The 23,371-nt window shown below is 72.7% G+C and carries 22 protein-coding genes; 11 read left to right on the forward strand and 11 right to left on the reverse strand.

Annotation, left to right across the window (positions count from 1 at the left end; all coding sequences use genetic code 11):
* The first annotated feature begins 55 nt into the window (after positions 1 to 55).
* The 5 genes from pheS to AB0E07_RS18065 all read left to right on the forward strand — a co-directional run bounded on the left by pheS (position 56) and on the right by AB0E07_RS18065 (position 6,909).
* Complete coding sequence (gene pheS / locus AB0E07_RS18045) at positions 56 to 1,177, forward strand: phenylalanine--tRNA ligase subunit alpha (RefSeq protein WP_362252327.1); 1,122 nt, start codon at positions 56 to 58, stop codon at positions 1,175 to 1,177.
* Positions 1,177 to 3,690, forward strand: a complete 2,514-nt coding sequence (gene pheT / locus AB0E07_RS18050; RefSeq protein WP_362252331.1) for a phenylalanine--tRNA ligase subunit beta — start codon at positions 1,177 to 1,179, stop codon at positions 3,688 to 3,690. Before pheS ends, pheT begins: the two co-directional genes overlap by 1 nt.
* Before the next feature lie 160 nt (positions 3,691 to 3,850).
* Complete coding sequence (locus AB0E07_RS18055) at positions 3,851 to 4,645, forward strand: PP2C family protein-serine/threonine phosphatase (protein ID WP_362252334.1); 795 nt, start codon at positions 3,851 to 3,853, stop codon at positions 4,643 to 4,645.
* A gap of 305 nt (positions 4,646 to 4,950) precedes the next feature.
* Positions 4,951 to 6,291 (forward strand): transcriptional regulator, encoded by a 1,341-nt coding sequence (locus tag AB0E07_RS18060; RefSeq protein ID WP_362252337.1) that lies wholly within the window; start codon positions 4,951 to 4,953, stop codon positions 6,289 to 6,291.
* A 75-nt stretch (positions 6,292 to 6,366) separates the two neighbouring features.
* The gene (locus tag AB0E07_RS18065) at positions 6,367 to 6,909 is read left to right on the forward strand and encodes an NUDIX hydrolase (protein WP_362252340.1); all 543 of its coding nucleotides are present in this window, start codon (positions 6,367 to 6,369) and stop codon (positions 6,907 to 6,909) included.
* A gap of 2 nt (positions 6,910 to 6,911) precedes the next feature.
* Here AB0E07_RS18065 and AB0E07_RS18070 read toward each other — a convergent pair whose 3' ends face one another.
* Positions 6,912 to 7,169 (reverse strand): hypothetical protein, encoded by a 258-nt coding sequence (locus AB0E07_RS18070; protein ID WP_362252342.1) that lies wholly within the window; start codon positions 7,167 to 7,169, stop codon positions 6,912 to 6,914.
* Between the two features lie 192 nt (positions 7,170 to 7,361).
* Positions 7,362 to 8,222 (reverse strand): 3-hydroxybutyryl-CoA dehydrogenase, encoded by an 861-nt coding sequence (locus AB0E07_RS18075; RefSeq protein ID WP_362252345.1) that lies wholly within the window; start codon positions 8,220 to 8,222, stop codon positions 7,362 to 7,364.
* Between the two features lie 172 nt (positions 8,223 to 8,394).
* On the opposite strand from AB0E07_RS18075, the gene AB0E07_RS18080 reads away from it, so the two are divergent.
* Positions 8,395 to 9,618, forward strand: a complete 1,224-nt coding sequence (locus AB0E07_RS18080) for a family 10 glycosylhydrolase (protein ID WP_362252348.1) — start codon at positions 8,395 to 8,397, stop codon at positions 9,616 to 9,618.
* Between the two features lies 1 nt (position 9,619).
* Here the strand turns inward: AB0E07_RS18080 and AB0E07_RS18085 are convergent, their stop codons facing one another.
* Both AB0E07_RS18085 and AB0E07_RS18090 read right to left on the reverse strand, forming a co-directional pair.
* Positions 9,620 to 9,814, reverse strand: coding sequence for a DUF1918 domain-containing protein (locus AB0E07_RS18085; RefSeq protein WP_362252351.1), 195 nt, complete (start codon positions 9,812 to 9,814; stop codon positions 9,620 to 9,622).
* Between the two features lie 94 nt (positions 9,815 to 9,908).
* Positions 9,909 to 10,841 carry a DMT family transporter gene (locus tag AB0E07_RS18090; protein WP_362252354.1) on the reverse strand — a complete coding sequence of 311 codons (933 nt, stop codon included), beginning with the start codon at positions 10,839 to 10,841 and terminating at the stop codon, positions 9,909 to 9,911.
* On the opposite strand from AB0E07_RS18090, the gene AB0E07_RS18095 reads away from it, so the two are divergent.
* Positions 10,840 to 12,318 (forward strand): PLP-dependent aminotransferase family protein, encoded by a 1,479-nt coding sequence (locus AB0E07_RS18095; RefSeq protein ID WP_362252357.1) that lies wholly within the window; start codon positions 10,840 to 10,842, stop codon positions 12,316 to 12,318. The genes AB0E07_RS18090 and AB0E07_RS18095 overlap by 2 nt on opposite strands.
* A 127-nt stretch (positions 12,319 to 12,445) precedes the next feature.
* Positions 12,446 to 13,039, forward strand: a complete 594-nt coding sequence (locus tag AB0E07_RS18100) for a histidine phosphatase family protein (protein WP_362252360.1) — start codon at positions 12,446 to 12,448, stop codon at positions 13,037 to 13,039.
* Here AB0E07_RS18100 and AB0E07_RS18105 read toward each other — a convergent pair.
* From AB0E07_RS18105 to AB0E07_RS18115, 3 genes are read right to left on the reverse strand one after another with little or no spacing between them, the layout of a single operon-like run.
* Positions 12,972 to 13,631 carry a hypothetical protein gene (locus AB0E07_RS18105; RefSeq protein WP_362252363.1) on the reverse strand — a complete coding sequence of 220 codons (660 nt, stop codon included), beginning with the start codon at positions 13,629 to 13,631 and terminating at the stop codon, positions 12,972 to 12,974. The two genes, AB0E07_RS18100 and AB0E07_RS18105, sit on opposite strands and share 68 nt — an antisense overlap.
* Positions 13,628 to 14,173, reverse strand: a complete 546-nt coding sequence (locus AB0E07_RS18110; protein WP_362252367.1) for a hypothetical protein — start codon at positions 14,171 to 14,173, stop codon at positions 13,628 to 13,630. Before AB0E07_RS18110 ends, AB0E07_RS18105 begins: the two co-directional genes overlap by 4 nt.
* A gap of 10 nt (positions 14,174 to 14,183) precedes the next feature.
* The gene (locus AB0E07_RS18115) at positions 14,184 to 14,645 is read right to left on the reverse strand and encodes a DUF6314 family protein (RefSeq protein ID WP_362252370.1); all 462 of its coding nucleotides are present in this window, start codon (positions 14,643 to 14,645) and stop codon (positions 14,184 to 14,186) included.
* A 214-nt stretch (positions 14,646 to 14,859) separates the two neighbouring features.
* On the opposite strand from AB0E07_RS18115, the gene AB0E07_RS18120 reads away from it, so the two are divergent.
* Positions 14,860 to 17,349: an alpha-L-arabinofuranosidase C-terminal domain-containing protein gene (locus AB0E07_RS18120; RefSeq protein ID WP_362252373.1), complete on the forward strand. Its 2,490-nt coding sequence runs from the start codon at positions 14,860 to 14,862 to the stop codon at positions 17,347 to 17,349.
* A gap of 4 nt (positions 17,350 to 17,353) precedes the next feature.
* Here the strand turns inward: AB0E07_RS18120 and AB0E07_RS18125 are convergent, their stop codons facing one another.
* Complete coding sequence (locus AB0E07_RS18125; protein WP_362252376.1) at positions 17,354 to 19,144, reverse strand: helix-turn-helix transcriptional regulator; 1,791 nt, start codon at positions 19,142 to 19,144, stop codon at positions 17,354 to 17,356.
* Positions 19,145 to 19,580: 436 nt separating this feature from the next.
* Here AB0E07_RS18125 and AB0E07_RS18130 point away from each other — a divergent pair, with 436 nt between their 5' ends.
* The gene (locus tag AB0E07_RS18130; protein ID WP_362252379.1) at positions 19,581 to 19,727 is read left to right on the forward strand and encodes a hypothetical protein; all 147 of its coding nucleotides are present in this window, start codon (positions 19,581 to 19,583) and stop codon (positions 19,725 to 19,727) included.
* Positions 19,728 to 19,781: 54 nt separating this feature from the next.
* Here AB0E07_RS18130 and AB0E07_RS18135 read toward each other — a convergent pair whose 3' ends face one another.
* The 3 genes from AB0E07_RS18135 to AB0E07_RS18145 form a co-directional block, all read right to left on the reverse strand.
* Entirely contained in the window at positions 19,782 to 20,759 is a 978-nt protein-coding gene (locus AB0E07_RS18135; RefSeq protein ID WP_362252382.1) for a hypothetical protein, read from the reverse strand.
* A 198-nt stretch (positions 20,760 to 20,957) separates the two neighbouring features.
* On the reverse strand, positions 20,958 to 21,137 hold the full coding sequence (locus AB0E07_RS18140; protein WP_362252385.1) for a hypothetical protein: 180 nt from the start codon (positions 21,135 to 21,137) through the stop codon (positions 20,958 to 20,960).
* A complete protein-coding gene (locus tag AB0E07_RS18145) occupies positions 21,134 to 21,811 on the reverse strand; it encodes a 2OG-Fe(II) oxygenase (RefSeq protein ID WP_362252388.1) in 678 nt (225 codons plus the stop codon). Before AB0E07_RS18145 ends, AB0E07_RS18140 begins: the two co-directional genes overlap by 4 nt.
* 147 nt (positions 21,812 to 21,958) lie before the next feature.
* On the opposite strand from AB0E07_RS18145, the gene AB0E07_RS18150 reads away from it, so the two are divergent.
* The gene (locus tag AB0E07_RS18150) at positions 21,959 to 23,362 is read left to right on the forward strand and encodes a hypothetical protein (RefSeq protein WP_362252391.1); all 1,404 of its coding nucleotides are present in this window, start codon (positions 21,959 to 21,961) and stop codon (positions 23,360 to 23,362) included.
* Positions 23,363 to 23,371 lie beyond the last annotated feature (9 nt).

Raw genomic sequence — 23,371 nt, forward strand, 5'->3', positions numbered from 1 at the left:
AGTCTCAGCGCCGGTCACGGGGACCATCCGCCAGCAATCGGAAGCACGGGAAGAGATGTCGGCACCGAATAAGTCGTACGACCCTGTCGAGGTCGAGGCGTTGAAACCGGAAGAGATCGAGCGGATGCGGGACGAGGCGCTCGCCGCCTTCGCCGCCGCGGGCTCCCTCGACGCGCTCCAGGAGGCCAAGGTCGCCCACACCGGCGGCACCTCCCCGCTGGCCCTCGCCAACCGCGAGATCGGCGCCCTGCCCCCGCACGCCAAGGCCGCCGCGGGCAAGCTGGTCGGCCAGGCCCGGGGCGCCGTGAACAAGGCGCTCGCCGGCCGGCAGAGCGAGCTGGAGGCCGAGCGCGACGCGCGCGTGCTGGTCGAGGAGGCGGTGGACGTCACGCTGCCCCACGACCGGGTACCGGCCGGCGCCCGCCACCCGCTGACCACGCTCTCGGAGCGCATCGAGGACATCTTCGTGGCCATGGGCTACGAGGTCGCCGAGGGCCCCCAGGTCGAGGCCGAGTGGTTCAACTTCGACGCCCTCAACATCGGCCCGGACCACCCGGCGCGCGGTGAGGCGGACACCTTCTTCGTCGAGGGCCCGCAGGGCGGCACCGAGTCCGGTGTCGTGCTGCGCACCCACACCTCGCCCGTGCAGATCCGTTCGCTGCTCGACCGCGAGCTGCCGGTCTACGTGATCTGCCCCGGCCGCGTCTACCGCACCGACGAGCTGGACGCCACCCACACCCCGGTCTTCCACCAGGTCGAGCTGCTCGCCGTCGACGAGGGCCTGACCATGGCGGACCTGAAGGGCACCCTGGACCACATGGTCCAGTCCCTGTTCGGAGAGGGCATGAAGACCCGGCTGCGGCCGAACTTCTTCCCGTTCACCGAGCCGTCCGCCGAGATGGACATGGTCTGTTACGTCTGCCGCGGCGAGTCCGTCGGCAACCCCGACCGCCCCTGCCGCACCTGCTCCAGCGAGGGCTGGATCGAGCTGGGCGGCTGCGGCATGGTCAACCCCAAGGTGCTGACCGCCTGCGGTGTGGACCCGGAGAAGTACAGCGGCTTCGCCTTCGGGTTCGGGATCGAGCGGATGCTGATGTTCCGCCACAACGTCGAGGACATGCGAGACATGGTCGAGGGTGACGTCCGGTTCACCCGGCCGTTCGGGATGGAGATCTGATGCGGGTCCCGCTTTCCTGGCTGCGGGAGTACGTCGACCTCCCGGCCACCGAGACCGGCCGCGATGTGCAGGCCAAGCTCATTTCGGCCGGCCTCGAGGTCGAGACGGTCGAGCAGCTCGGCGACGGGCTCAAGGGCCCGCTCGTCGTCGGACAGGTGCTGACCATCGAGGAGCTGGAGGGCTTCAAGAAGCCGATCCGCTTCTGCACCGTCGACGTCGCCACCGCCAACGGCACCGGTGAGCCGCAGGAGATCGTCTGCGGCGCCCGGAACTTCGCCGTCGGCGACAAGGTCGTGGTCGTGCTCCCGGGCGCCGAGCTGCCCGGCGGCTTCGCGATCGCCGCGCGCAAGACCTACGGCCGCACCTCGCACGGCATGATCTGCTCCAGCGACGAGCTGGGCATGGGCGACGACGGCACCAAGGGCATCATCGTCCTGCCGCCGGAGACCGAGGTCGGCAAGGACGCCGTCGAACTGCTCGAACTGGTCGACGAGGTCCTGGACATCGCCGTCACCGCCAACCGCGGCGACTGCCTCTCCATCCGCGGTGTCGCCCGCGAGACCGCCATCGCCTACGGCCTGGCCCTGCGCGACCCGGCGCTCCTCGACGTGCCCGCGCCGAACGCCTTCGGCTACCCGGTGCAGGTCTCGGACCCCATGGGCTGCGACCGCTTCACCGCGCGCACCGTCACGGGCCTGAGCCCCGAGGCGCGTTCGCCGATCTGGCTCAAGCGCCGGCTCCAGAAGGTCGGCATGCGCCCGATCTCGCTCGCCGTCGACGTCACCAACTACGTGATGATGGAGCTGGGTCAGCCGCTGCACGCGTACGACCGCGGGCTGGTCCAGGGCACGATCGGCGTCCGGCGCGCCGAGGAGGGCGAGAAGATCGTCACCCTCGACGGTGTCGAGCGGAAGCTGCACGCCGAGGACCTCGTCATCACCGACGACCGGGGCCCGATCGGACTCGCCGGTGTCATGGGCGGCGCCGACACCGAGATCGCCGACCACGACAACCTCGACAAGGCCACCGCCGACGTGGTCGTCGAGGCCGCGCACTTCGACTCGGTGTCGATCGCGCGCACGGCCCGCCGTCACAAGCTGTCCTCCGAGGCGTCCCGCCGCTTCGAGCGCGGAGTGGACCCGGCCGCCGCCGCCGCGGCCGCCCAGCGCACGGTCGACCTGCTGGTGCTGCTCGCGGGCGGCACCGCCGAGGCCGGGGTCACCGAGGTGATCGCCCCGTCCGCGCCGCACACCATCACGATGCCGGCGAACCACCCCGACCGGGTCGCGGGCGTCGAGTACGGCCGGGAGACCGTCGTGCGCCGCCTCCAGGAGGTCGGCTGCGACGTCTACGGGCAGGACGAGCTGATCGTCACCGTCCCGTCCTGGCGGCCGGACCTGGAGGAGCAGAACGACCTGGCCGAGGAGGTCATCCGGCTGGAGGGCTACGAGAACCTGCCCTCCACGCTGCCGAAGCCCCCGTCCGGCCGCGGTCTGACGCACCGCCAGCGCCTGCACCGCCGGGTCGGCCGCGCGCTGGCCGGCGCCGGTTACGTCGAGGCGCCCAACTACCCGTTCATCGGGGAGCAGGTCTTCGACCAGCTCGGGCTCGATGCCGAGGACCCGGCCCGCCGGGTCGTCAGGCTGACCAACCCGCTCAACGACGAGGAGCCCGCGCTCCGTACGTCGCTGCTGCCGGGCCTGCTGGGCGCGCTGCGGCGCAACGACGGACGGGGCTCGCACGACCTGGCCCTGTTCGAGACCGGTCTGGTCTTCCTCCCGCGCGAGGAGCGGTCGGCCGCCGCGCATCTGCCGGTGGACCGCCGTCCCACGGACGAGGAGATCGCGGCGCTCGACGCCGTGCTGCCCGAGCAGCCGCGCCATGTCGCCGTCGTCCTCGCGGGCGCCCGCGAGCAGGCCGGCTGGTGGGGCGCGGGCCGTCCGGCCGGCTGGGCCGACGCGGTGCAGGCCGCGCGGACCGTCGCCGCCGAGGCGGGCGCCGAACTCGTCGTCCGCAAGGGCCAGTACGGGCCGTGGCACCCCGGCCGCTGTGCCGAGCTGGCGGTCGTCGTCGACGGCGTGGAGACGGTCGTCGGTCACGCCGGCGAGCTGCACCCGCGTGTGCTGAAGGCGCTGGGCCTGCCCGCGCGCACCTGCGCGACGGAGCTGGACCTGGACGCGCTGGAGCGGGTCGGCGACGGTACGCCGCAGGCGCCGAGCATCTCCTCCTTCCCGGTCGCCACGCAGGACGTCGCCCTCGTCGTCGACACCTTTGTGCCGCACGCCGAGGTGGAGGCCGCGCTGCGCGAGGGCGCGGGGTCCCTGCTGGAGGCCATCCGGCTGTTCGACGTGTACGAGAACGCGGAGCAGCTCGGCGACGGCAGGAAGTCTCTGGCGTACGCGCTGCGGTTCCGTGCCGGGGACCGGACGCTGACCGTGGACGAGGCCTCGGCGGCGCGGGACGCGGCGGTCGCCCTCGCGGGCGAGCGCACGGGAGCCGTACTGCGGGGATAGCGCGGTTCCCCGCGGACCTGGGACACCTGGGGTTACCTCACTCGATTGGGTGAGGTTTCCTGGTGGGCCGGTTCCGCCGGGGTAGTGGTCGACAGAATCGGACCGGCCTTTCGGGGCCGGTCCGATTCTGTCTGACTGGGCCTGCTTGGGGGCCACCGGCATGATCCGTATCAAGGCAGTGCGTCCCCGCCGCCCTCCGGCGCCGCGCGTCGCGGGACTGAGCGTCGCCGCGGCGCACCTCGCCGCGGACCGGGGCGCCCGCGCCGGCGGGGACCTGTACGACGTCGTCGCCACCGAGCACGGCGTCCGTGTGGTGATGGGCGACGTACGGGGACACGGGACCGCCGCGGTCGGCGCGGCCGACGCCCTCCTCGACGGTTTCCGGGACGCGGTCCACGACGAACCCGATCTCGGGCGGATACTGCGCAGACTGGAGCGCGCCCAGGCCCGGCACTTGCGTGCACGCGCCGCAGACGAGCACCCGGAGGCCGAGGAGTTCGCCACCGTCCTGCTGCTGGAGATCGGCGAGGAGGGCACGGTGCGGGGCGTCAACTGCGGTCATCCGTGGCCCTATCTGATGAGCGGCACGTCCGTCGAGCCGCTGACGGCCGCGGATCCGCTGCCGCCGCTCGGCATGTTCCCGCTGCCCTGCGACCCGCCGGTCGTACACGCGGGCCGACTGCTGCCGGGCGAGGCGCTGGTGCTGTACACGGACGGAGCCGAGGACGCCCGCGACACCCGCGGCCGCTTCTTCTCCCTGCACGAGGCGCTCGGCCGAGCGGTCCGCACGCGGCCGGGCCGCCCGCAATTGATCCTCCGCTCGGTGCTGCGGGCACTGACGCACCACGCCCCCGGCACGCCCTCGGACGACATCGCCCTGCTGATCCTGCGCAACGACCGCACCCACCCCATAGGGGCGCGAAGAACTGCGCGACCGCCCGGCACCCCCCGGTAGCCGACAACGCACCTTCGGCGCAACGGTGTTCAGTCGCCCCGCCCAGCCGGCGCAGCGCCGGCGCGGCCGTCCGCCCCGCCACGGAGTGTCGGGCAGGCAGCCGGGCGGACGGCGCTGATGCGGGCCGCCGCACTGTACGAGGGGGAGCCGGCGGCCCGGCCGGCCTCTTTCGAGGCAATTCAGTCAACCGGTCGGAAACTCTCCGCGACAGTGCGCGCACAGCCCGGATCCGGGCACTCCGTTCACACCCCGTGTGAAGGCGGAACCACTACTCTGACGGCACCGAGCCACCCGGGGGGCATCCCATGCAGCCCAACACTCTGCTCGACGCGATCCTTGACGAGGCCGGGATCTCGCACGCGGGGCTGGCAGCGCACGTGAACCAGGCGGGCCGGTCCCGCGGACTCGCGCTGCGCTACGAACACACCGCCGTGGCACGGTGGTTGAAGGGGCAGCGGCCCCGCGGCCAGGTACCGGACCTGATCTGCGAGGTGCTCGCGGGCCGGCTCCAGCGCTCCGTCACCCTCGACGACATCGGCCTCGGAGTCCCCGGCGAACCCGCGAACCCGCACGGCACTTCGCTGTCCGGCTTCGTGGAGCGGGCCACCGCGCTGTGGCGCAGCGACGAACAGCAGCGCCCGCACCTCCTCGGCGCCCCCGCCGTCACCGGGACCCCCGCCGTGATGCCGGTGTGGGAGTGGGAGAACCCGCCCGAGGACGTGGACGTCTCCCGCGGCGGCCGGCACCGGGTCACGTCCGCCGACATCAAGATGCTGCGGGCCGCCCGCGCCCACTACGAGCAGATGTACCGCAAGGCGGGCGGCATGGCGACCCGCACCCGGATCGTGGGATTCCTCAACTCCGAGGCCGCCCCGCTGCTGCGCGGCAGCTACACCGACGCGACGGGCCGTCAACTCCACCGCGCCACCGGCGGCCTGGTCGCCATCGCCGGGATCTGCGCCTACGACTCAGACGCGCACGGTCTGGCGCAGCGCTACTTCCACCAGGCGCTGCGGCTCGCGAAGGCCAGCGGGGACCGGGGACTCGGCGCCTATGTGATAGCGCTGCTGGTCAACCAGGCTCTGTACATGCGGGAGTTCCGGCAGGCGGTCGCCTTCGCGGAGGCCGCGCTGCGGGCCGCCGGCAAGCACATCACACCGGCGCTCGCCTCCGACCTGTACGCGATGCAGGCGAAGGCGTACGCCCATCTCGGCGACGGCACCGGCGCGTTGTCCTGCATCCGGCGTGCCGAACAGGCCGCCGAACGCATCCGGCGCGGATACGAACCCGACGAGACCGGCTATGTCCAGCCGGGACTCGTGAACGTGCAAGTGGCGGAGGCGCTGCTCAGCCTGGGCGAGTTGGCGGCCGCCGGGGAGCACGCCGCCGCGGCCGTGGACAACCCCGCGCACGACCGGGGGCGGGTGCACCGGCTCGCCATGCTCAGCACCATCGAGCTGCGCCAGGGGCATGCCGACAAGGCGGTGGCCACCGCCGTGCAGATGGCCGAACAGGCCAGAGGAATGGAGTCGCAGCGCCTGCGCGACAGACTGCGCGCGGTACGCGAACACCTGGTGCGCAGCGGCTGTGCGGGCACCGCCGAGGCCGCGGAACTCATCGACGGCGCACTGCGCGTACCGCTGTAGGCCGCTGCCCGGACACCGACAGCACACCGTCCCTGCTGCGATATTGCCACTTACTCGACGGAAGGTGGCAGAACCGTGCAGTGGACGAAACAGAACGAACAAACTGTGTATGAAAACCGCTGGTTCACCGTCAACCTGGCAGATGTGGAGCTGCCCGACGGCCGGCACCTGGACCACTTCCTCATCCGGCTCCGCCCGGTCGCCGTGGCCACCGTGGTCAACGCGGCCAACGAGGTCCTGCTGCTGTGGCGGCACCGGTTCATCACCGACAGCTGGGGGTGGGAACTCGCGGCCGGAGTGGTCGAGGACGGCGAGGACGTCGCCCTGGCGGCCGCCAGGGAACTGGAGGAGGAGACCGGCTGGCGGCCGGGACCGTTGCAGCACCTGATGAGCGTGGAGCCGTCCAACGGACTCACCGACGCCCGCCACCACATCTACTGGGCCGACGAGGGTGAGTACGTCGGACACCCGGTGGACGACTTCGAGTCGGACCGCCGGGAGTGGGTCCACCTCAAGCTGGTCCCCGACATGATCGCCCGCGGGGAGGTGCCGGCCGCCAACATGGCGGCCGCGTTACTCCTGCTGCACCACCTCAGGCTGGGCCAGGACGCTCCTTGAGTTCAGCGGCCGAGCGCCTGCCACACCGCGACCGCCAGGGCGCCCAGGGCGGTGAGCGCGGCGACCGCGGGCAGCGGCCAGCGTGCGTGTTCGAGTGTGCAGACCCGGCTGATCAGCTCGTCCAGCTCCTTGGCGGTCTCCTCGGTGCGGTGTGTCAGCAGAGCCAGTCCGCCCTCCACTTGGGCGTGGCCCACGTCCAAGCGGCGCCGTAACTCTGCGAGTTCTCCGTGTACGACGGGATGCTCGGGATCGGCGGTCACGTGTCCGCTCCCTTCCGTAGTCATGTCTCGTCCCTTGCATGCGCAGCAAAGTGAACTCGCCTGGTGAGCGCGTGGGGAGAGTGTGCGAAGGGCATATGCGGGCCCGGGGTGCACACGGTGTGTGAACGGCGCGGGCCCGGCACCAACGAGGTGCCGGGCCCGGGTACTTGGCCGAATACTGACCGTCCGTAATCAGCCGTAGGTGTAGAAGCCGGAGCCGGACTTCCGGCCGAGGCGGCCGGCGTCGACCATGCGCTGGAGCAGCGGGGGAGCGGCGTACAGCGGCTCCTTGTACTCCTCGTACATCGAGAACGCGACCGAGGCGACGGTGTCGAGACCGATCAGGTCGGACAGCTTCAGCGGACCCATCGGGTGGGCGCAGCCCAGCTCCATGCCGTTGTCGATGTCCTCGCGGCTGGCGATGCCGGACTCGAACATCCTGATCGCGGAGAGCAGGTACGGGATCAGCAGCGCGTTCACCACGAAGCCCGAGCGGTCCTGGGCCCGGATGGCGTGCTTGCCGAGCACCTTCTCGGTGAAGGCCTGGGCGCGGCTGAGGGTGCCCTCGGAGGTGGTGAGCGCCGGGATCAGCTCGACGAGGTTCTGCACCGGCGCGGGGTTGAAGAAGTGGATGCCGACGACTTGGTCCGGCCGCGAGGTGGCGACCGCCAGCTTCACCAGCGGGATGGAGGAGGTGTTGGAGGCCAGGATGGCGTCCGGCCGGGTCACGACCTGGTCCAGCACCTGGAAGATCTCCGTCTTGACCTGCTCGTTCTCCACCACGGCCTCGATCACCAGATCGCGGTCGGCGAACTCGCCGAGGTCGGTGGTGAAGCTCAGGCGCGCCTGCGTCGTCGCCAGCTCCTCGGCGCTGATCTTGCCGCGCTCCGCCGCCTTGGCCAGGGAGTTGAACAGCCGGGTACGGCCGATCTCCAGGGCCTCGCCGGTGGTCTCGGCGACCTTCACGTCCAGGCCGGCGCGGGCGCACACCTCGGCGATGCCCGCTCCCATCTGGCCGCAGCCCACCACTCCGACGCGCTCGATGTCCACCACATCGTCCCTTTCGCTGTCACTTCGGCCAGGGGCAGGGTGCCGGGTCCCGGTGCCTGCTCCGTTCGTGCACGTTACCGCCAAGTATCGATGATCGATCGCCGGGGTCGTGCATCCTGGGGCGCGAGAACGGTCCGTGACCGCACGGATCCACAGTGCGACTGGGGTGCAGATCATGGGGCAGGTCACCCGACGGGCCTTCGGCGTGGCCGCGTTGGCGGCCCTCTCGACCGCGTCGAGCGCGTCGGCCGCGCCGCGGCGGCGGGAGCAGGCCGGGGAGATGCGCGGCATGTGGCTCGCGACGGTGGCGGGCCGGGACTGGCCCTCGCAGGCGGGGCTGACCGCGGCGCGGCAGCGCGCCGAGCTGATCGCCCACCTCGACACGGCGGTCCGGCGCCGGCTGAACACGGTGATCTTCCAGGTGCGGCCGACCGCCGACGCGCTCTGGCCCTCCCCGTACGAGCCCTGGTCGGCGGTGCTCACCGGCACCCAGGGCCGGGACCCCGGCTGGGACCCGCTGGGCACGGCCGTGGAGGAGGCGCACGCCCGCGGTCTGGAACTGCACGCCTGGTTCAACCCGTACCGGATCGCCAACCACTCCGACCCGGCCGGGCTCGTCGCCGGGCACCCCGCGCGCCAGCACCCCGACTGGGTCGTCCGGTACGGCGGGAAGCTCTACTACAACCCCGGGCTCCCCGAGGTCCGGTCCTTCGTCCAGGACGCCATCCTCGACGCGGTGCACCAGTACCCCGTGGACGCCGTGCACTTCGACGACTACTTCTACCCGTATCCCGTCGCGGGCCAGACCTTCGACGACACCGCGGCCTACGACCTGTACGGCGGTGGCCACCCGAACCGGGCCGCCTGGCGACGCGCCAACGTCGACCTGCTGGTGGCCGGTGTCGCGGCCCGGATCCGGCAGGCCCGGCCGGGTACCCGGTTCGGCATCAGCCCCTTCGGGGTGTGGCGCAACGCCGACACCGACCCGCGCGGCTCCGCCACCCGGGCCCTCCAGTCCTACGACGACCTCCACGCGGACACCCGCAAGTGGGTCCGGGAGAGCTGGATCGACTACATCTGCCCCCAGCTGTACTGGCACATCGGCAACCCCGCCGCCGACTACGCGGCGCTGCTGCCGTGGTGGGCGGAGGTGGCGCGGGGCACCGCGACACAGCTGTACGCGGGTGAGGCGCTGTACCGGGCGGGGGACCCCGCGCAGGCCGCGGCCTGGCAGGATCCGGCCGAGCTGTCCCGGCACCTGACGCTGGCCGGGCGCCACCCGGAGGTGCGCGGGCACGTGTACTTCGCCGCCCGGGAGACGGCCGACGACCGGATCGGGGCCATGGCGCGGGTCGTGGCCGACCACTACCAGCAGCCGGCGGCACCGCCCGCGCGCTGATCTACCGGGTCATGTCCTGGTGCCGGATCTCGGTGTCGGGTCCTGGTGAGCACAGTCCCTCGTGGCCGTCCTGGAAACGGACGCGATACGGGGGATTGCCCTTCTCGCCCAGCACCTCGACGATCTCGCCGACCTTGTCGTGCTGTCCGACCACCCGTCCGTGCTGGACAAGCTGGTCGCCCACGGTTGCGCGCATGGGGGAGCCTCCTCGGCGAAAGCGGGAGCAAAGCGGTCCGTGGCCTTGAGTCTACGGCCCGGGGCGGCCGCGGGAGGTGGGCCGTACGGCCCGCTCAACCCCGCGCCCGCTGGGTGACGGCGATGCAGACGAGGACCGCTGCGGCCGTCAGCGGGGCGGCCACCGTCAGCTGCTCGCCCAGCAGCAGCACCGACCACACCAGTGTGAGCAGGGGCTGCGCCAACTGCAACTGGCTGGCCTTTGGGATGCCGATGACGGCCATGCCCCGGTACCAGACGACCAGCCCCAGGAACTGCGAACCCGCCGCCACCCACAGCACCCCGGCCACGCTGTGCGCGGTCAGCTGGACCGGCTCGTGGGTCAGGGCGAGCACGGCGGCGGGCACGGACACCGGCAGGCACAGCACCAGCGCCCAGCCGGTGACGTGCCAGCCCGGCATGGTCCGGGCGAGCCGGCCGCCCTCCGTGTAGCCCGCCGCGCAGACCAGGAGCGCGGCGAACAGATACAGGTCGGCGGAGGTGAGGCTGCCGCCGCTCTGCTGCACCGTGAAGGCGATCACCACGGCCGCACCGGCCAGTGCCGCCGCCCAGAAGGTGCGCGAGGGCCGGGTGCCCATCCGCAGCGCGGACAGCAGGGCGGTGGTCAACGGGAGCAGGCCGACCACGACGGCCGCGTGGGAGGTGGTGGAGGTCTGGAGCGCGAGCGTGGTGAGCAGCGGGAATCCGACGACGACCCCGGCCGCCACGACCGCCAGTCCGGCCCAGTGCCGGCGGTCCGGCAGCGGCACCCGCAGGGCCAGCAGGCAGCCGCCCGCGAGCAGCGCGGCGAGGACGCCGCGCACCGCCACCAGCGACCAGGGGCCGAAGCCCTCCAGGCCCCAGGCGGTGGCGGGGAAGGTCAGCGAGAAGGCGACCACGCCGAGTGCGGCGAGGACGGTGCCGGTGGTGGCGGACGGACCGGCCGGGACCTCGGGCCGCGCGTCGACTGCTATCCCGCTCGGTGCGGTAGCGCTACTCTTTGCTCTCATGCAAGAGCGTAGCAGCGTGGGTGACCTGGCGGAACAGCTGCGGCGGGAGCTGGACCGCTACTCGCATGGTGAGAAGCTCCCGTCCAGTCGGGCGCTCGTCGAGCGGTTCCGGGTGAGTCCGGTGACCGTCTCGCGCGCGCTGGCCCAGCTGGCGGCCGAGGGTCTTGTGGTGACCCGCCCCGGCGCCGGGGCCTTCCGGGCCGGGCCGCGCGCGGCGGCGGCCCCCGCCGGGGACACCTCCTGGCAGGAGGTCTCGCTCAGCGCCGACAGCGCCACCGAGCTGGTGCCGCGCTCGGTCGACGCCTCCGGTGTGCTGGTCTCGCTGGCCGCGCCGCCCCCCGGTGTGATCGAGTTCAACGGCGGCTATCTGCACCCCTCCCTCCAGCCGGAACGGGCGATGGCGGCCGCCCTGTCCCGGGCCGGCCGGCGGCCCGGAGCCTGGGGCAGGCCGCCCATGGAGGGACTGCCGGAACTGCGCGAGTGGTTCGCCCGGAGCATCGGCGGCGCGGTCACCGCGGCCGAGGTGCTCGTCACCTCCGGCGGCCAGTTGGCGCTCACCACCGCGCTGCGCGCACTGGCGCCCCCCGGCGCCCCGGTCCTGGTGGAGTCGCCCACCTACCCCGGCATGCTGGCCATCGCCCGCGCGGCGGGCCTGCGCCCGGTGCCCGTCCCGGTCGACCCCGACGGAGTACGGCCCGGCCTCCTCGCCGACGCGTTCCGGGCCACCGGCGCCCGGGTCTTCGTCTGCCAGCCCCTGTTCCAGAACCCGACCGGCGCGGTACTGGCCCCCGGCCGCCGCGCCGAGGTGCTGCGCATCGCCCGCGAGGCCGGCGCCTTCGTCGTCGAGGACGACTTCGTACGGCGGCTGGTGCACGAGGACGCGGGGCCGCTGCCCCGGCCGCTGGCCGCCGACGACCCGGACGGGGTCGTGGTGCACGTCTGCTCCCTCACCAAGGCCACCTCGCCGAGCTTTAGGGTGAGCGCGCTGGCCGCGCGGGGCCCGGTGCTGGAGCGGCTGCGCGCGATCCAGGTCGTCGACACCTTCTTCGTCCCCCGGCCCTTGCAGGAGGCCGCCCTGGAACTGGTCGGTTCGCCCGCCTGGCCGCGTCATCTGCGGGCGATCTCGACCCAGTTGCGGGTGCGCCGGGACGCGATGACGGCCGCCCTGCTGGGGGAGCTGCCCGAGCTGTCCCTGCCGCACATCCCCACCGGCGGCTATCACCTCTGGCCCCGGCTGCCCGACGGCACGGGCGGCGCGTCCCCGGCCTTCGGCTCGGACCAGGAGGCCGCCCTCACCGCGGCCGCCCTGCGCGCCGGTGTCGCGATCACCCCGGGCCGCCCCTACTTCAGCGCCGAGCCGCCCGCGTCCCACCTCCGGCTCAGCTTCGCCGCGGTGGCCGGGACGGGCGAGATCGCCGAAGGGGTACGGCGGCTGCGGTCGGCCTTCGAGGAGGTCGGGCGGCCCGGGGCGGCATGAACCGGGGGTGCTCGTTTCGGCCGGATTGTCCGGCTGATCCTGACCTGTGGGTAAGTTTTTGGGAACCTTGGGTAACTGACCGGCAATGCCTCTTGACCTGCTTACTTCCGCGAATCACCATCGCCGCATGTCACTTCGGGTCACGTTCGTCGCCGCGGCGCGCAGCGCCTCGCCGCTCGCGGAGCGTTTCGAGGACGACCGTCCCCTGGACCAGGCCGGCTGGGACGAGGTGCAGCGGGTCGCGCACGAGTTGGTGGCCCTGTCGGCGGCCGAACTGCGCTACTGCTCGCCCACCCCGCGCAGCCGCGCCACCGGCGACGCCCTCGGCTACGCGCCCCTGGTGCAACTCGCGCTGCGCGACTGCGACATGGGGCGCTGGCGCGGGCTCACCCTGGGCGAGGCGATGGCCCGGGAGCCGGACGCGGTGGACGCCTGGCTGGCGGACCCGCGCAGCACCCCGCACGGCGGCGAGTCGCTGCTCGGCTTCATCGGCCGGGTCGGCGGCTGGCTGGACACCCGGCCCGTCGAGGACGGCGGCCGGATCGTCGCCGTCGCCGAACCCGCGGTGATCAGGGCCGCGCTGGTGTACGCGCTCAAGGCGCCGCCCTCGATCTTCTGGCACCTCGACGTCCGCCCGCTGTCCTCGACGACCGTCATCGGCTGGGCGGGCCGCTGGAGCCTGCGCCTGGACGGGGTGCCGTTGCAGCCCTCGCAGACGTAGGGCGCGCCTCGGAGGTCCCCGCCCGCCCGGGGTGTCCTGGCCGCCGCCAGCCCGCCAGGGGCGGCGAGGGCAGCCGGAAGTGGCGGACCAGCAGCCCGATGGTGAGCGCGCCGTCGGCGTTGAAGCCGGGGTCGGCGTCGTAGCGCGAGGTGTCCCGGCCGACGATGCCCGCGTCCAGCAGCTCCCGCACCAGGAGATCGGCACTGCCGCCGCCGCGCCGGGACTCCCGGCGACCGCCCACGTTGAGGTACAGCTGCTCGAAGCCGCCCCTGCTCCAGGTGATCTGGAAGGGGTGCTCGGGGCAGTGCGGAACCATGAAGTTCTGGCCGTGGGGGCAGGCGCACGGGGGAGTGGAGGCCAGGAACACGGTCTCCGCGTCGCCCTCGTAACGATGTCCGGTGATGTCGCGGGCCAGCTGCCGTACCGCCTCGCCGCTCGGCACGGTGAGCGTGTCGTGGCTCAGCCAGGCCCAGCCGGCGGACTCGCCGCTCGCCGTCGCGCGCAGTCCCGCGTCGGCGTAGGCGCCGGAGAGGGCGGGCCGGTCCATGCCCCGGCAGAAGGTGAGGAAGGTGTTCGGGGCGAGCCAGGTCATCGTCCGGTCACCTCCGAAGCCAGGGGCGGCGAGGGCAGCCGGAAGTGGTCGGCGATCGTGCGCATCAGGCGCTCCCGGTCCGTGTCCGCGTGCTCCCAGCAGGCGTGGCGCTCGTCGTCCTCCAGCGGGCACTCCGCGTCCGGGCCTATCAGCCGCGCGGCGAGCAGTTCGGGGGAGAGGTGGTCGGGGTCGTCGCCGGCCCGCGTCCTCGGGTCCTCGAAGTTGAAGCGCAGGACCAGCCGGCCGGCGCGGTAGTACTCGAACTCCGGCGGGAAGCCCTTGGGGCTGCACGGCTCGGTGACGATCACTACGAGTTCGGCGCCCTCGGGGCACACCTGCCGGTAGTCGACGGGGTCGAAGTCCTGGAGCTCCGCGTCGAGCATCTCGTGCACGACCCAGGCCCAGTCGTCCGCCTCGCCCCGGTCCAGGGGCTCGCGCCCCAGCGAGCGCAGTCCGGTGGTGAGGGCGTCGAGCGAAGTCCCGCGCGCGTGGACGACGTTCACCTCGTGGTGCGGGTAGGGGGCATGGGTCCATGTGGTCATGTCGAGCACCCTAGGGGCGGGCACTGACAACCGGCTCCCGGGTGTAGCTGGTGGCGAGGACCAGGTCCTTCGCGGGGCCGCGCACCCGCCACCGCGTCCGCCAGCGGTCCTCGTCGAGGACGGTGAACTCGCCCCGGTAGAGGTCGGCCGAGCACGGGTGGTCCGTGACGTGGTGCCCGGTGGACAGGTCCAGATCGTGGAAGGGGCGGCCGTCGGCGAAGCGGACGTCCACCGTGCCCGGCGCGCTCCCGGGCAGGAAGCGCAGGGTCCGCTCGGCGGGGCGCGCCACTCCGCGCCAGAGGAACCGGCCGGACTCCTCATGGAGCAGCCCACCGCCCTCCAGCGGGCCGAAAACCGTCGTACCGGTGAACTCGCCCTCGTCGCCGCTCGCGAGGTCCCGGACGGAGCGGGCGACCCGCCACGAGCCCCGCAGAAAACCGAGGGTGTCCCGCACTGGCCAGAACTCGCCCATGGTGAACCCGACTCCGTCCCATCCGTTGCTGCGCGACCCATTGACGCGTTCCTGCCCCCTCCCTATCTTGCCGTTCGAGCTACGGATCGGCGTCCGATATCCCGAACAATCTCGCAACGAACGCACGCGCACCGAACGCATCGCACCGACCGCATCGCACCGAACGCACGCGCACCGAACGATCGACATTCGAACATCGAGCCGCGGAGTATCCATGTCACGCACCCCCACCCGTACCCGCTGGAGACTCGGTCTCGGCGCCACCGCCCTCCTGGTGGCGGCGGGCGGACTCGTCCCGGCGCCCGCGCACGCCGAGGACGTCACCGACTACGCGATCACCGTCGACCCGGCGGCCCGGGGCGCCCGCATCGACGACACCATGTACGGCGTCTTCTTCGAGGACATCAACCGGGCCGCCGACGGCGGGCTCTACGCCGAACTCGTGCAGAACCGGTCCTTCGAGTACTCCACCGCCGACAACGGCTCCTACACACCGCTGACCTCATGGACGGTCGGCGGTACGGCCGAGGTGCGGGACGACTCCGGCCGCCTCAACGAGCGCAACCGCAACTACCTCGCCCTGGAAGCCGGTTCGACCGTCACCAACAGCGGCTACAACACCGGCCTCCGGGTGGAGCGGGGCAAGCGCTACGACTTCTCGGTGTGGGCCCGCGCCGAGGCCGGCACCACCCTCACGGTCACCCTCAAGGACGCGGCCGGCACGCTCTCCACCGCCCGGCGGACCTCCGTCAGCGGCGGCTGGAGGAAGTACACGGCCACCTTCACCGCCGACCGCACCAGCTCCCACGGGCGCCTCGCCGTCGCCTCCTCCGGGGCCGCCGCGCTCGACATGGTCTCGCTCTTCCCGCGCGACACCTACAAGCACCAGCCCAACGGCCTGCGCGAGGACCTCGCCGAGAAGATCGCGGCCCTCGACCCGTCGTTCGTCCGCTTCCCCGGCGGCTGTCTGGTCAACACCGGCTCCATGGAGGACTACAGCGAGTCCTCCGGCTGGCAGCGCAAACGCTCCTACCAGTGGAAGGACACCATCGGCCCGGTCGAGGAGCGCGCCACCAACGCCAACTTCTGGGGCTACAACCAGAGTTACGGCCTCGGCTACTACGAGTACTTCCGCTTCGCCGAGGACGTCGGGGCGATGCCGCTGCCCGTCGTACCCGCCCTGGTGACCGGCTGCGGCCAGAACCGCGCCGTCGACGACGACGCCCTGCTCCAGCGCCACATCCAGGACACCCTCGACCTCGTCGAGTTCGCCAACGGCCCGGTCACCAGCACCTGGGGCCGCAAGCGCGCCGAGATGGGCCACCCGAAGCCCTTCGGCCTGACCCACCTGGCCGTGGGCAACGAGGAGAACCTCCCCGTCGAGTTCTACGCCCGCTTCGAGAAGTTCCGCGCGGCGATCCAGGCCCGGTACCCGGGCATCACCGTCATCTCCAACTCCGGCCCGGACGACACCGGTTCGACCTTCGACACCGCCTGGCGGCTCAACCGCGAGGGCGCGGTCGACATGGTCGACGAGCACTACTACAACAGCCCCCAGTGGTTCCTCCAGAACAACGACCGCTACGACTCCTACGACCGCGGCGGCCCGAAGGTCTTCCTCGGCGAGTACGCCTCCCAGGGCAACGCCCTCAAGAACGCCCTCGCCGAGGCCGCGTTCATGACTGGCCTGGAGCGCAACGCCGACATCGTCAAACTCGCCTCCTACGCCCCGCTGCTCGCCAACGAGGACTACGTCCAGTGGCGGCCCGACCTGATCTGGTTCAACAACCACGCCTCCTGGAACTCCGCCAACTACGAGGTCCAGAAGCTGTTCATGACCAACGTCGGCGACCGCGTCGTCCCCTCCACGGCGACCGGAACCCCCACGGTCAGCGGCCCGATCACCGGTGCCGTCGGCCTGTCCACCTGGGCCACGAGCGCCGCCTACGACGACGTCACGGTCACCGCCGCCGACGGCACCGCCCTCTTCGGCGACGACTTCTCCGGCGACGCCGCCCGGTGGACCCACAACGGCACCGGGAGCTGGACGGTCGAGGACGGCGCGTACGTCCAGAGCGACACCGCCGCCGAGAACACCATGGTCACCGCCGGCGACCCGGCCTGGCACGACTACGACCTGCACGTGAAGGCCACCAAGAAGGCCGGCAAGGAGGGCTTCCTGGTCGCCTTCGGAGTCAAGGACACCGGGAACTACTACTGGTGGAACCTCGGCGGCTGGAACAACACCAGTTCCGCGGTCGAACAGGCCGTGGACGGCGGCAAGTCGACGCTGATCACCAAGGCCGGGTCGATCGAGACGGGCCGTGCCTACGACATCGACGTCAAGGTGCGCGGCCGCCAGGTCGAGCTGTACCTCGACGGCACCCTGTGGGGCGGCTTCACCGACGACAAGCCGGCCGAGCCGTTCCGTCAGGTCGTCACCGAGGACAGCGCCACTGGTGACCTCATCGTCAAGGTCGTCAACGCCCAGGCCGCCGACGCCCGGACCCAGATCGACCTGGGCGGCGCCCGGGTCGCCTCCCGGGCCCGGGTCACCACCCTCGCGGGCGAGCCGGACTCGGTGAACACCGAGACGAACACCCCGGTCACGCCCGTGACGTCCACCGTCTCGGGGGTCTCCGCGAAGTTCGAGTACACCTTCCCGGCGAACTCGGTCACCTTCCTGCGGATCAGGCAGCGGTAGCCGCTCAGTCCGGGCCCTGCCGCTCCAGCAGGGCCCGGCACTGTTCCGTCAGCGTGTCCATGCCGAGCGATACGGCGGTGGCCAGCGCCGACCGCAGCAACGGCACCGGATCGGTGTCCCGGCGGCCGGGCGGCAGCCGCAGCAGGGCGCGGGCCTGTTCGGCGCGGGCCCTGGCGGTGTGCGGCGGCGATGAGCCGACGACCAGCCGCTCCGCCTGCCGGAACCGGCCGAGCGCGGCGGCCGGGTCGCCCGCCACCAGATCCAGCAGCCCCACGGCCCGGTCCGTGGGCCCCAGCAGTACGACCGGCCAGCCCGCCAGCGCGAGGCCCTGCGGCACGAGTCCCAGGCGCCGCCGCAGCGCGGGCACCACCTCCGCGAGCGTCGCCTCGTGGCCGCCCCGGTCGTCGAGGGCCGCGCACACCTCGGCGAGCAGGAACAGCACGGGCACCGTCCAGCCGTCCGGCGGCATCCGGGTGAAGCCCGCGCTCTCCCGGGCGAACGCCAGCAGCCGGTCCGCGGCCTGTCCGTGCTCGCCGACCTCGCAGAGCGCGAAGGCCAGCCCGGCCCGCCAGATGGGGAAGTAGCCGTGCGTCTCCACCCCCTGGGCCAGTTCGGAACTGAACAGCTCCGCCATCCGGCCGCGCTCCCTGAGCAGCCAGTACGCCTGGCCCAGCCGGGTCTGGGAGAGGGTGTCCGCCGGTACCGAGAAGTCCGCCTCCAGACCGGCGACCAGGGTGCGCGACTCACCCGAGATCCAGTCGCCCGCGGAGTCGAACCTGCCGTACCAGAGGTCGAACAGGGTGCCCAGGGTGCACTGCTGCCAGCGGGCGAGGGTGCTGTGGGTGCGGGCCGCGTGCCGGGCGTGCTGGGCGCGGGTGCCCGCGGCTCCGTGCACCCGGCCGACGCGCAACTGGTCGATGGCGAGCGCGATCAACGCCTCGCCGCGGAAGTACGGCGAGCTGCCGCGCATCGCCGCGTCCAGCAGCCGCAGGGACAGCGACAGCGCCTCGGCGGCCGGTACGAAGTCGTACAGGCCCCAGCGGCACTCCGTGAGGATCTCGCAGCGGGCGTCGTCGTCGAGGCCGGCCGTGCCGAGCGCCTCCAGGGTCCTGCGGGCCAGATCCGCGCCCTGGCCGGGGCCCGCGGGCCGCCAGGCGGTGTCCTCGCTGATGCCCATCGACAGCTTCTTCGCCAGATGGGCGTTGAGCTGGAGGCGCAGTCCGGCGGCGACCGGTCCCTCGGTGCCCGCCAGCGCCGCGATGCCGTCACGCAGCAGGTGCAGCAGTTCGTGGTCGACCCGGCCGGGGTCCGACCAGCGCCGGGCCAGCCGTACCGCGGCGGTGGCACGGGCCTCGGGGTCGGACCCGGCGAGCCGGACCGCCTCCCGGTAGTGCTCGTCCGCCTCCTCCATCCGTCCGGCCAGGTAGTGGTGGTCACCGCGGTCCAGGCGGCGTCGGAACTCCGTGTCGAACGGTCCCGCGCGCGGCGTGCTCCGCTGCCGGGGTCCCGGCCCGCCCGACGGGGGCCGCCTGCGCGCCGGGTCCTGCGGTTTGCGGCCGGTGTCCGGGTCGGGATCCGTCACCAGGGCCACGAGTTCGCCGTGGGCCCCCAGCACGGTGTCGCAGAGTTCCGCCAGGTCGCGGGAGACCCGTCGGTGGCCGTTCTCGATGCGGCTGAGGAAGCCGCGGCTGCAGTGGACCAGCCCCGCCAGATCGGCGAGCGACAGCCCCGCCGCCATCCGGCGCTGCCGTAAGGCCTGCCCGAAGGCGCGCGCGTCCTCCTCCGCCTCGCTCATGGTGGTGCCCCCCAACCCCGATCTTTGACTGTTGCCAAATATGCCCTGGCAACACCTGATCGCTCCCGGCCTGCGCCGGATCGGAGGAACCTGGCTTGAAGGCGCAGCAGTACGCGCCCGGTTCAAGGTACGGGGGCAGGCAATGGGGTTCAGGAACGGGCGCGGCCGGCCGGCGAGCCGGGTACGGCGGGGGCTGCCGACGGACCGGACGGCCGACATCGGGGGAGCCGGTTCCCCGAACCCCATTGCCCGATCTTTTCAGCGGGAGAACGAAGTGGCTCGGGAGCGCGGTGGCGGTCTCGTATTCGCCGACTTGTCCTCGCGCGAGCAGAGGAAATGCATCCGCATTCGGACTGCGGAGATAGATGGAGATGAATTCCGTAAAGCAAATCAGTGGGTCCATTACGGCCATGTGTTGTGGGGGCCGTATTTCTTCATGTCCTACGACGCCTCGGTGCTGACCCGTGCCGCGCTGACGAGCCTGCGCAGGGCGTGGTTCCTGCGCCGGGTCGCCGCCCGCCACGGCGGGGCCCGTCTGCCCTGGCCGCCCGACTTCGACGCGCCGGGCCGTCAGCGGCCGTAGGCGGGCCGGCCCGACCGCGCCGGCCGAGCCGTCGCCATGCCGTCAGGGCCGTCGCTATGCCGTCAGGGCCTGTGCGAGGGCCTGGGAGACGGGCGCCCCGGTCAGCTGTTCCACGAAGAGGAACGAGCCCTGGGGGTTGATCTCCAGGAAGACGTACTCGCCCTCCGGGGTCAGCCGCAGGTCGGCCGCGCCGTAGTGGAGGCCGAGCCGCTCGCGCAGGGTGTGCAGGCCGGACAGGACCTCGGGCGGGAGGTCGTACGGGGTGAAGCGGACCGTCTGGTCCAGCCGCCAGTCGAGCGGGCTCGACCCCTCCTGGCTGTGGATCGCGGTGCCGAAGGTCCGCTCGCCGACCATGGTGACGCGCAGGTCGAGACGGGCCGGGATCAGGCGCTGGAAGAGGGTGGGCACCGGTACGCCCTCGCGCAGGGCGGCCAGGTCGGCGCGGTGCACCCGGCGGGTGGGCAACGGCGTGCCGAGGGTGAGGGCGGGGCGCGCGGCGACCGCCTTCACCACGATCCGCCCGTCCTGCCGTTCCCAGAACTCCGCCAGCTCCTCCGCGTCGCTGCTCACCAGGGTCGGCGGCACCGTCAGCCCGGCCATGTGTGCGAGGGCGAGCTGGCGCATCTTGTGGTCGGCGGCGGCCTCGGCCACGGGGGAGTTCACCCAGCGCGCGGAGCCGGCGAGGAGTGAGCCCAGCAGCGGTGCCTCCGCCTCGGCCCGCGCGAAGTCGGCGTACCGCTCGCCGAGCGACTCGGGGGCCCGCAGCAGCGTCTCGACGATCCGGCCGTCCGGTGTGCGCCGCATCCCCGGCCGGTAGAGGACCCCGCCGACGTCCCGCACCGCGAACCGGGTGTCGCCCCAGCCCAGCCAGGGGTCGCCGGGGTCGGTCAGGTCCCAGGTCAGTCGGAGGCCCCGGCGCAGTCCGTCGTCGTCGACGAAGACGACCCGCTCGTCGGGCAGGTGCCGCCGCACGGCCAGTGCCTCGGCGTGGTCACTGCGGCTGAGGATGAGAATGCGGGTCGTACCGGCCATGCCCCCTCGATTCATGTCGTCCCCCGGCCCACCGGCCCGTGCCGGCCCACCGGCCCGTGCCGGCCCACCGGCCCGTGCCGGCCCACCGGCCCGTAGCGGCCCCCGCGCCCCCGTGCGATCCGCCCGGTCACCCGGGACTCCCGCGTGCGTACCCCCGTCGAGTCGCGCGCCGGAGTCCCGGGCGGTCCGTGGGCCGGATCAGATGGTCGGGCCCTCGAACGTCAGGCCGGACGGGCCGTCGGCGAGCGCGGCGTCCGTCAGGGTCTCGACGTCGATCTCGGAGCCCGCGTACCGGGACCGGATGCCCTCGGGCAGCCGGACCGTCGGCGCGCCGGCCAGCAGCACCACGAAGGGCTGCGCCTGAAGCGGTTCGTTCATCCTGGTGTTCCTCCTCCCTGTTCCTCGGTGTCCTGCGGAGCTTCTTCCTTCAGCCACCCGCAGGAGAGCACCATGCGCTCGCCCCGGGTGACTTCCGTGACCGCGTGCCAGGCGTCCCAGGGGAAGAGGACGACGTCCCCGGGGAGCGCGGCCACGGTCTGCTCGGTGGGGGTGCGGACCTTGAAGGAGCCGCCCTCGAAGTCGATGCCGCGCCGGGACAGGTGCAGTACGGCGATCACGGGCGGGGCGCCCGGCCCGGTGTCCGTGTGCCATTCGATGCGCCGCCCGCTCGGCATGCTGATCAGTGAGGTGCACAGGCGTTCCCGCGACCCGCGCTGGGCCGCTCCCCCCGGGAGCCGGGCGGCCACCCGGCCGCGGAAGTCGGTGAACCTGCGCACCAGCGGGGCGTGCGGCAGGACGTCGTGGCACCCGGCCACGTACGTCAGCATCCGCACGCCCGCGCTGGGCCCCGTCGCCTCCGTGTAGAACACCGGGCTGCCCGACCAGACGGTCGTGCCCGCGGGCGCGGGTTCGCGCTCCCGGGAGATCTCCCGCTCCAGCGCCTGCCGCAGCAGGGTCGTCTCCCGGTCCGAGAAGAGACCCCGTACGACACTGAATCCACGCCGGTCCCAGAAGTGCAGAGTTTCGTTGATTTTGCTCTCGTAAATATCCATCGAGACGTCCCCCTTATTGCCTGAAGACGGTATCGCCGGACATTGCGGCCCACAAGTCCCCTTCGGCATATGGCGCCCGGAATATGGGTCGGGCTAATCTGAGGGCGGTGCCAGGAATCATCGTGGGGGGAAATCATGCGCTGTCCGGTGAGGCATCCCGTCGTCCTGCTGCCGGGGATTCTCGGCAGTGTGCTGGAGGGACCCGCGGGGCCTCTGTGGGCGCCGGGGCTGCCGGTGCTCAGGGCGCTGGGCGCGCTGCGCGACCCGGAGGCGGCCGGACACCCGTTGAACCCCGATCCGGAGGGGCCGCCCGTCCTGGCGTCAAGACTGTTTCCCGACGTAGCCGTGCTGCCCGGTCTGATCAGGATCAAGGGGTACTCGCAGACCGAGGCGTGGGTGCGCAGGCACTTCGCGGTCAGTGATGTCCCGGGCGGCGGGCTGCTCACGTTCCCCTACGACTGGCGGCTCGACAACCGGGTGCACGCCCACCGCCTCGCCAAGGAGATCGACGCCCACCTGCGGGCGTTCCGCGAGCGCACCGGGGCCGCACGGGCCCAGGTGGTGATCGTGGCCCACAGCATGGGCGGGCTGATCGCCCGCTACTACCTGGAGGTGCTCGGCGGCTGGCGGGACTGCCGGGCCCTGATCACCCTCGGCACCCCGCACCGCGGCTCCCCGCGCGCCCTCGACGCGCTGGCCAACGGCCACCGTCATCTGCCGGGGGTGGCCGCGCTCACCCGCCGGCTGCCCTCGGTCCACCAACTCCTTCCGGTGTACCCGGTGCTGGACTCCGGCTCGGGCCACCTGCGGCTCGCCGAGGCCGGTCCGCTGCCCGGCCCGCACCCCGGACTCCTCGCGGACGCGGTGGAGTTCCACCGTGAGATCGAGACGGCGGCCCGGGGCCCGGCGGACGGGCCGCGGGTCCTCGTACCGGTCGTCGGGACCCGCCAGCGCTCCACGCTCCAGTCCGCCCGGTTCGACGGCGGGGCGGTGCGCTGCACCACCGACCCGCCCGGACCGCGGGTCCCCGCCGAACTCGCCGACGGGGACGGCACGGTGCCCCGGCTCTCCGCCATGCCGGCCCATCTGCCGGAACATGAGTGCCGCTTCGTCGCGGAGGCGCACAGCGCCCTCCAACTGCCCCGGGTGCTGACCGGGCAGCTCCTGGAACTGCTGCGCCACCTGCAACTGCCGCACCTGCGGGACGTCCTGGGACCCGGCACGCCCGGATCGGCCGCCCCGGTCCCCGCGGCGATCAGCAGCGACCTCGACGACGCCTACCCGGCCTCCGCACCGGTCCGGCTGCGCGCCCGCGCGGTCGGCGGGACCCGGCCGCCCACCCGGCTGCACGCGTCGGTCACCGGGGGCGACGGTGCGGCGTACGAGGTGGACCTGCGTCGGACGTCGGAGCCGGGGGACGTCTGGTACGAGGCCGAACGCCACCTGCCGCCCGGCCTGTACGACCTCCGTCTCACCGCCGTCTCCGGCGCCCCCGAGCCGGATCCGGTGCAGGACTGCTTCGCGGTCCTGCCGGACGGCACCGAGGGCTAGGCGCGTCGC

Source organism: Streptomyces sp. NPDC048002 (genome assembly GCF_040653275.1).
Lineage (GTDB): Bacteria > Actinomycetota > Actinomycetes > Streptomycetales > Streptomycetaceae > Streptomyces.

What these genes read in the sequence shown, in the direction of transcription:
- AB0E07_RS18060 (WP_362252337.1), top strand. Translation starts at nt 4,951, where the DNA reads ATGCAGCCCAACACTCTGCTCGACGCGATCCTTGACGAGGCCGGGATC.
- AB0E07_RS18105 (WP_362252363.1), bottom strand. Translation starts at nt 13,631, where the DNA reads ATGACCTGGCTCGCCCCGAACACCTTCCTCACCTTCTGCCGGGGCATG.
- AB0E07_RS18120 (WP_362252373.1), top strand. Translation starts at nt 14,860, where the DNA reads ATGTCACGCACCCCCACCCGTACCCGCTGGAGACTCGGTCTCGGCGCC.
- AB0E07_RS18135 (WP_362252382.1), bottom strand. Translation starts at nt 20,759, where the DNA reads ATGGCCGGTACGACCCGCATTCTCATCCTCAGCCGCAGTGACCACGCC.
- pheT (WP_362252331.1), top strand. Translation starts at nt 1,177, where the DNA reads ATGCGGGTCCCGCTTTCCTGGCTGCGGGAGTACGTCGACCTCCCGGCC.
- AB0E07_RS18080 (WP_362252348.1), top strand. Translation starts at nt 8,395, where the DNA reads ATGGGGCAGGTCACCCGACGGGCCTTCGGCGTGGCCGCGTTGGCGGCC.
- pheS (WP_362252327.1), top strand. Translation starts at nt 56, where the DNA reads ATGTCGGCACCGAATAAGTCGTACGACCCTGTCGAGGTCGAGGCGTTG.
- AB0E07_RS18090 (WP_362252354.1), bottom strand. Translation starts at nt 10,841, where the DNA reads ATGAGAGCAAAGAGTAGCGCTACCGCACCGAGCGGGATAGCAGTCGAC.
- AB0E07_RS18085 (WP_362252351.1), bottom strand. Translation starts at nt 9,814, where the DNA reads ATGCGCGCAACCGTGGGCGACCAGCTTGTCCAGCACGGACGGGTGGTC.
- AB0E07_RS18140 (WP_362252385.1), bottom strand. Translation starts at nt 21,137, where the DNA reads ATGAACGAACCGCTTCAGGCGCAGCCCTTCGTGGTGCTGCTGGCCGGC.
- AB0E07_RS18100 (WP_362252360.1), top strand. Translation starts at nt 12,446, where the DNA reads ATGTCACTTCGGGTCACGTTCGTCGCCGCGGCGCGCAGCGCCTCGCCG.
- AB0E07_RS18095 (WP_362252357.1), top strand. Translation starts at nt 10,840, where the DNA reads ATGCAAGAGCGTAGCAGCGTGGGTGACCTGGCGGAACAGCTGCGGCGG.
- AB0E07_RS18110 (WP_362252367.1), bottom strand. Translation starts at nt 14,173, where the DNA reads ATGACCACATGGACCCATGCCCCCTACCCGCACCACGAGGTGAACGTC.
- AB0E07_RS18115 (WP_362252370.1), bottom strand. Translation starts at nt 14,645, where the DNA reads ATGGGCGAGTTCTGGCCAGTGCGGGACACCCTCGGTTTTCTGCGGGGC.
- AB0E07_RS18145 (WP_362252388.1), bottom strand. Translation starts at nt 21,811, where the DNA reads ATGGATATTTACGAGAGCAAAATCAACGAAACTCTGCACTTCTGGGAC.
- AB0E07_RS18125 (WP_362252376.1), bottom strand. Translation starts at nt 19,144, where the DNA reads ATGAGCGAGGCGGAGGAGGACGCGCGCGCCTTCGGGCAGGCCTTACGG.
- AB0E07_RS18130 (WP_362252379.1), top strand. Translation starts at nt 19,581, where the DNA reads ATGTCCTACGACGCCTCGGTGCTGACCCGTGCCGCGCTGACGAGCCTG.
- AB0E07_RS18055 (WP_362252334.1), top strand. Translation starts at nt 3,851, where the DNA reads ATGATCCGTATCAAGGCAGTGCGTCCCCGCCGCCCTCCGGCGCCGCGC.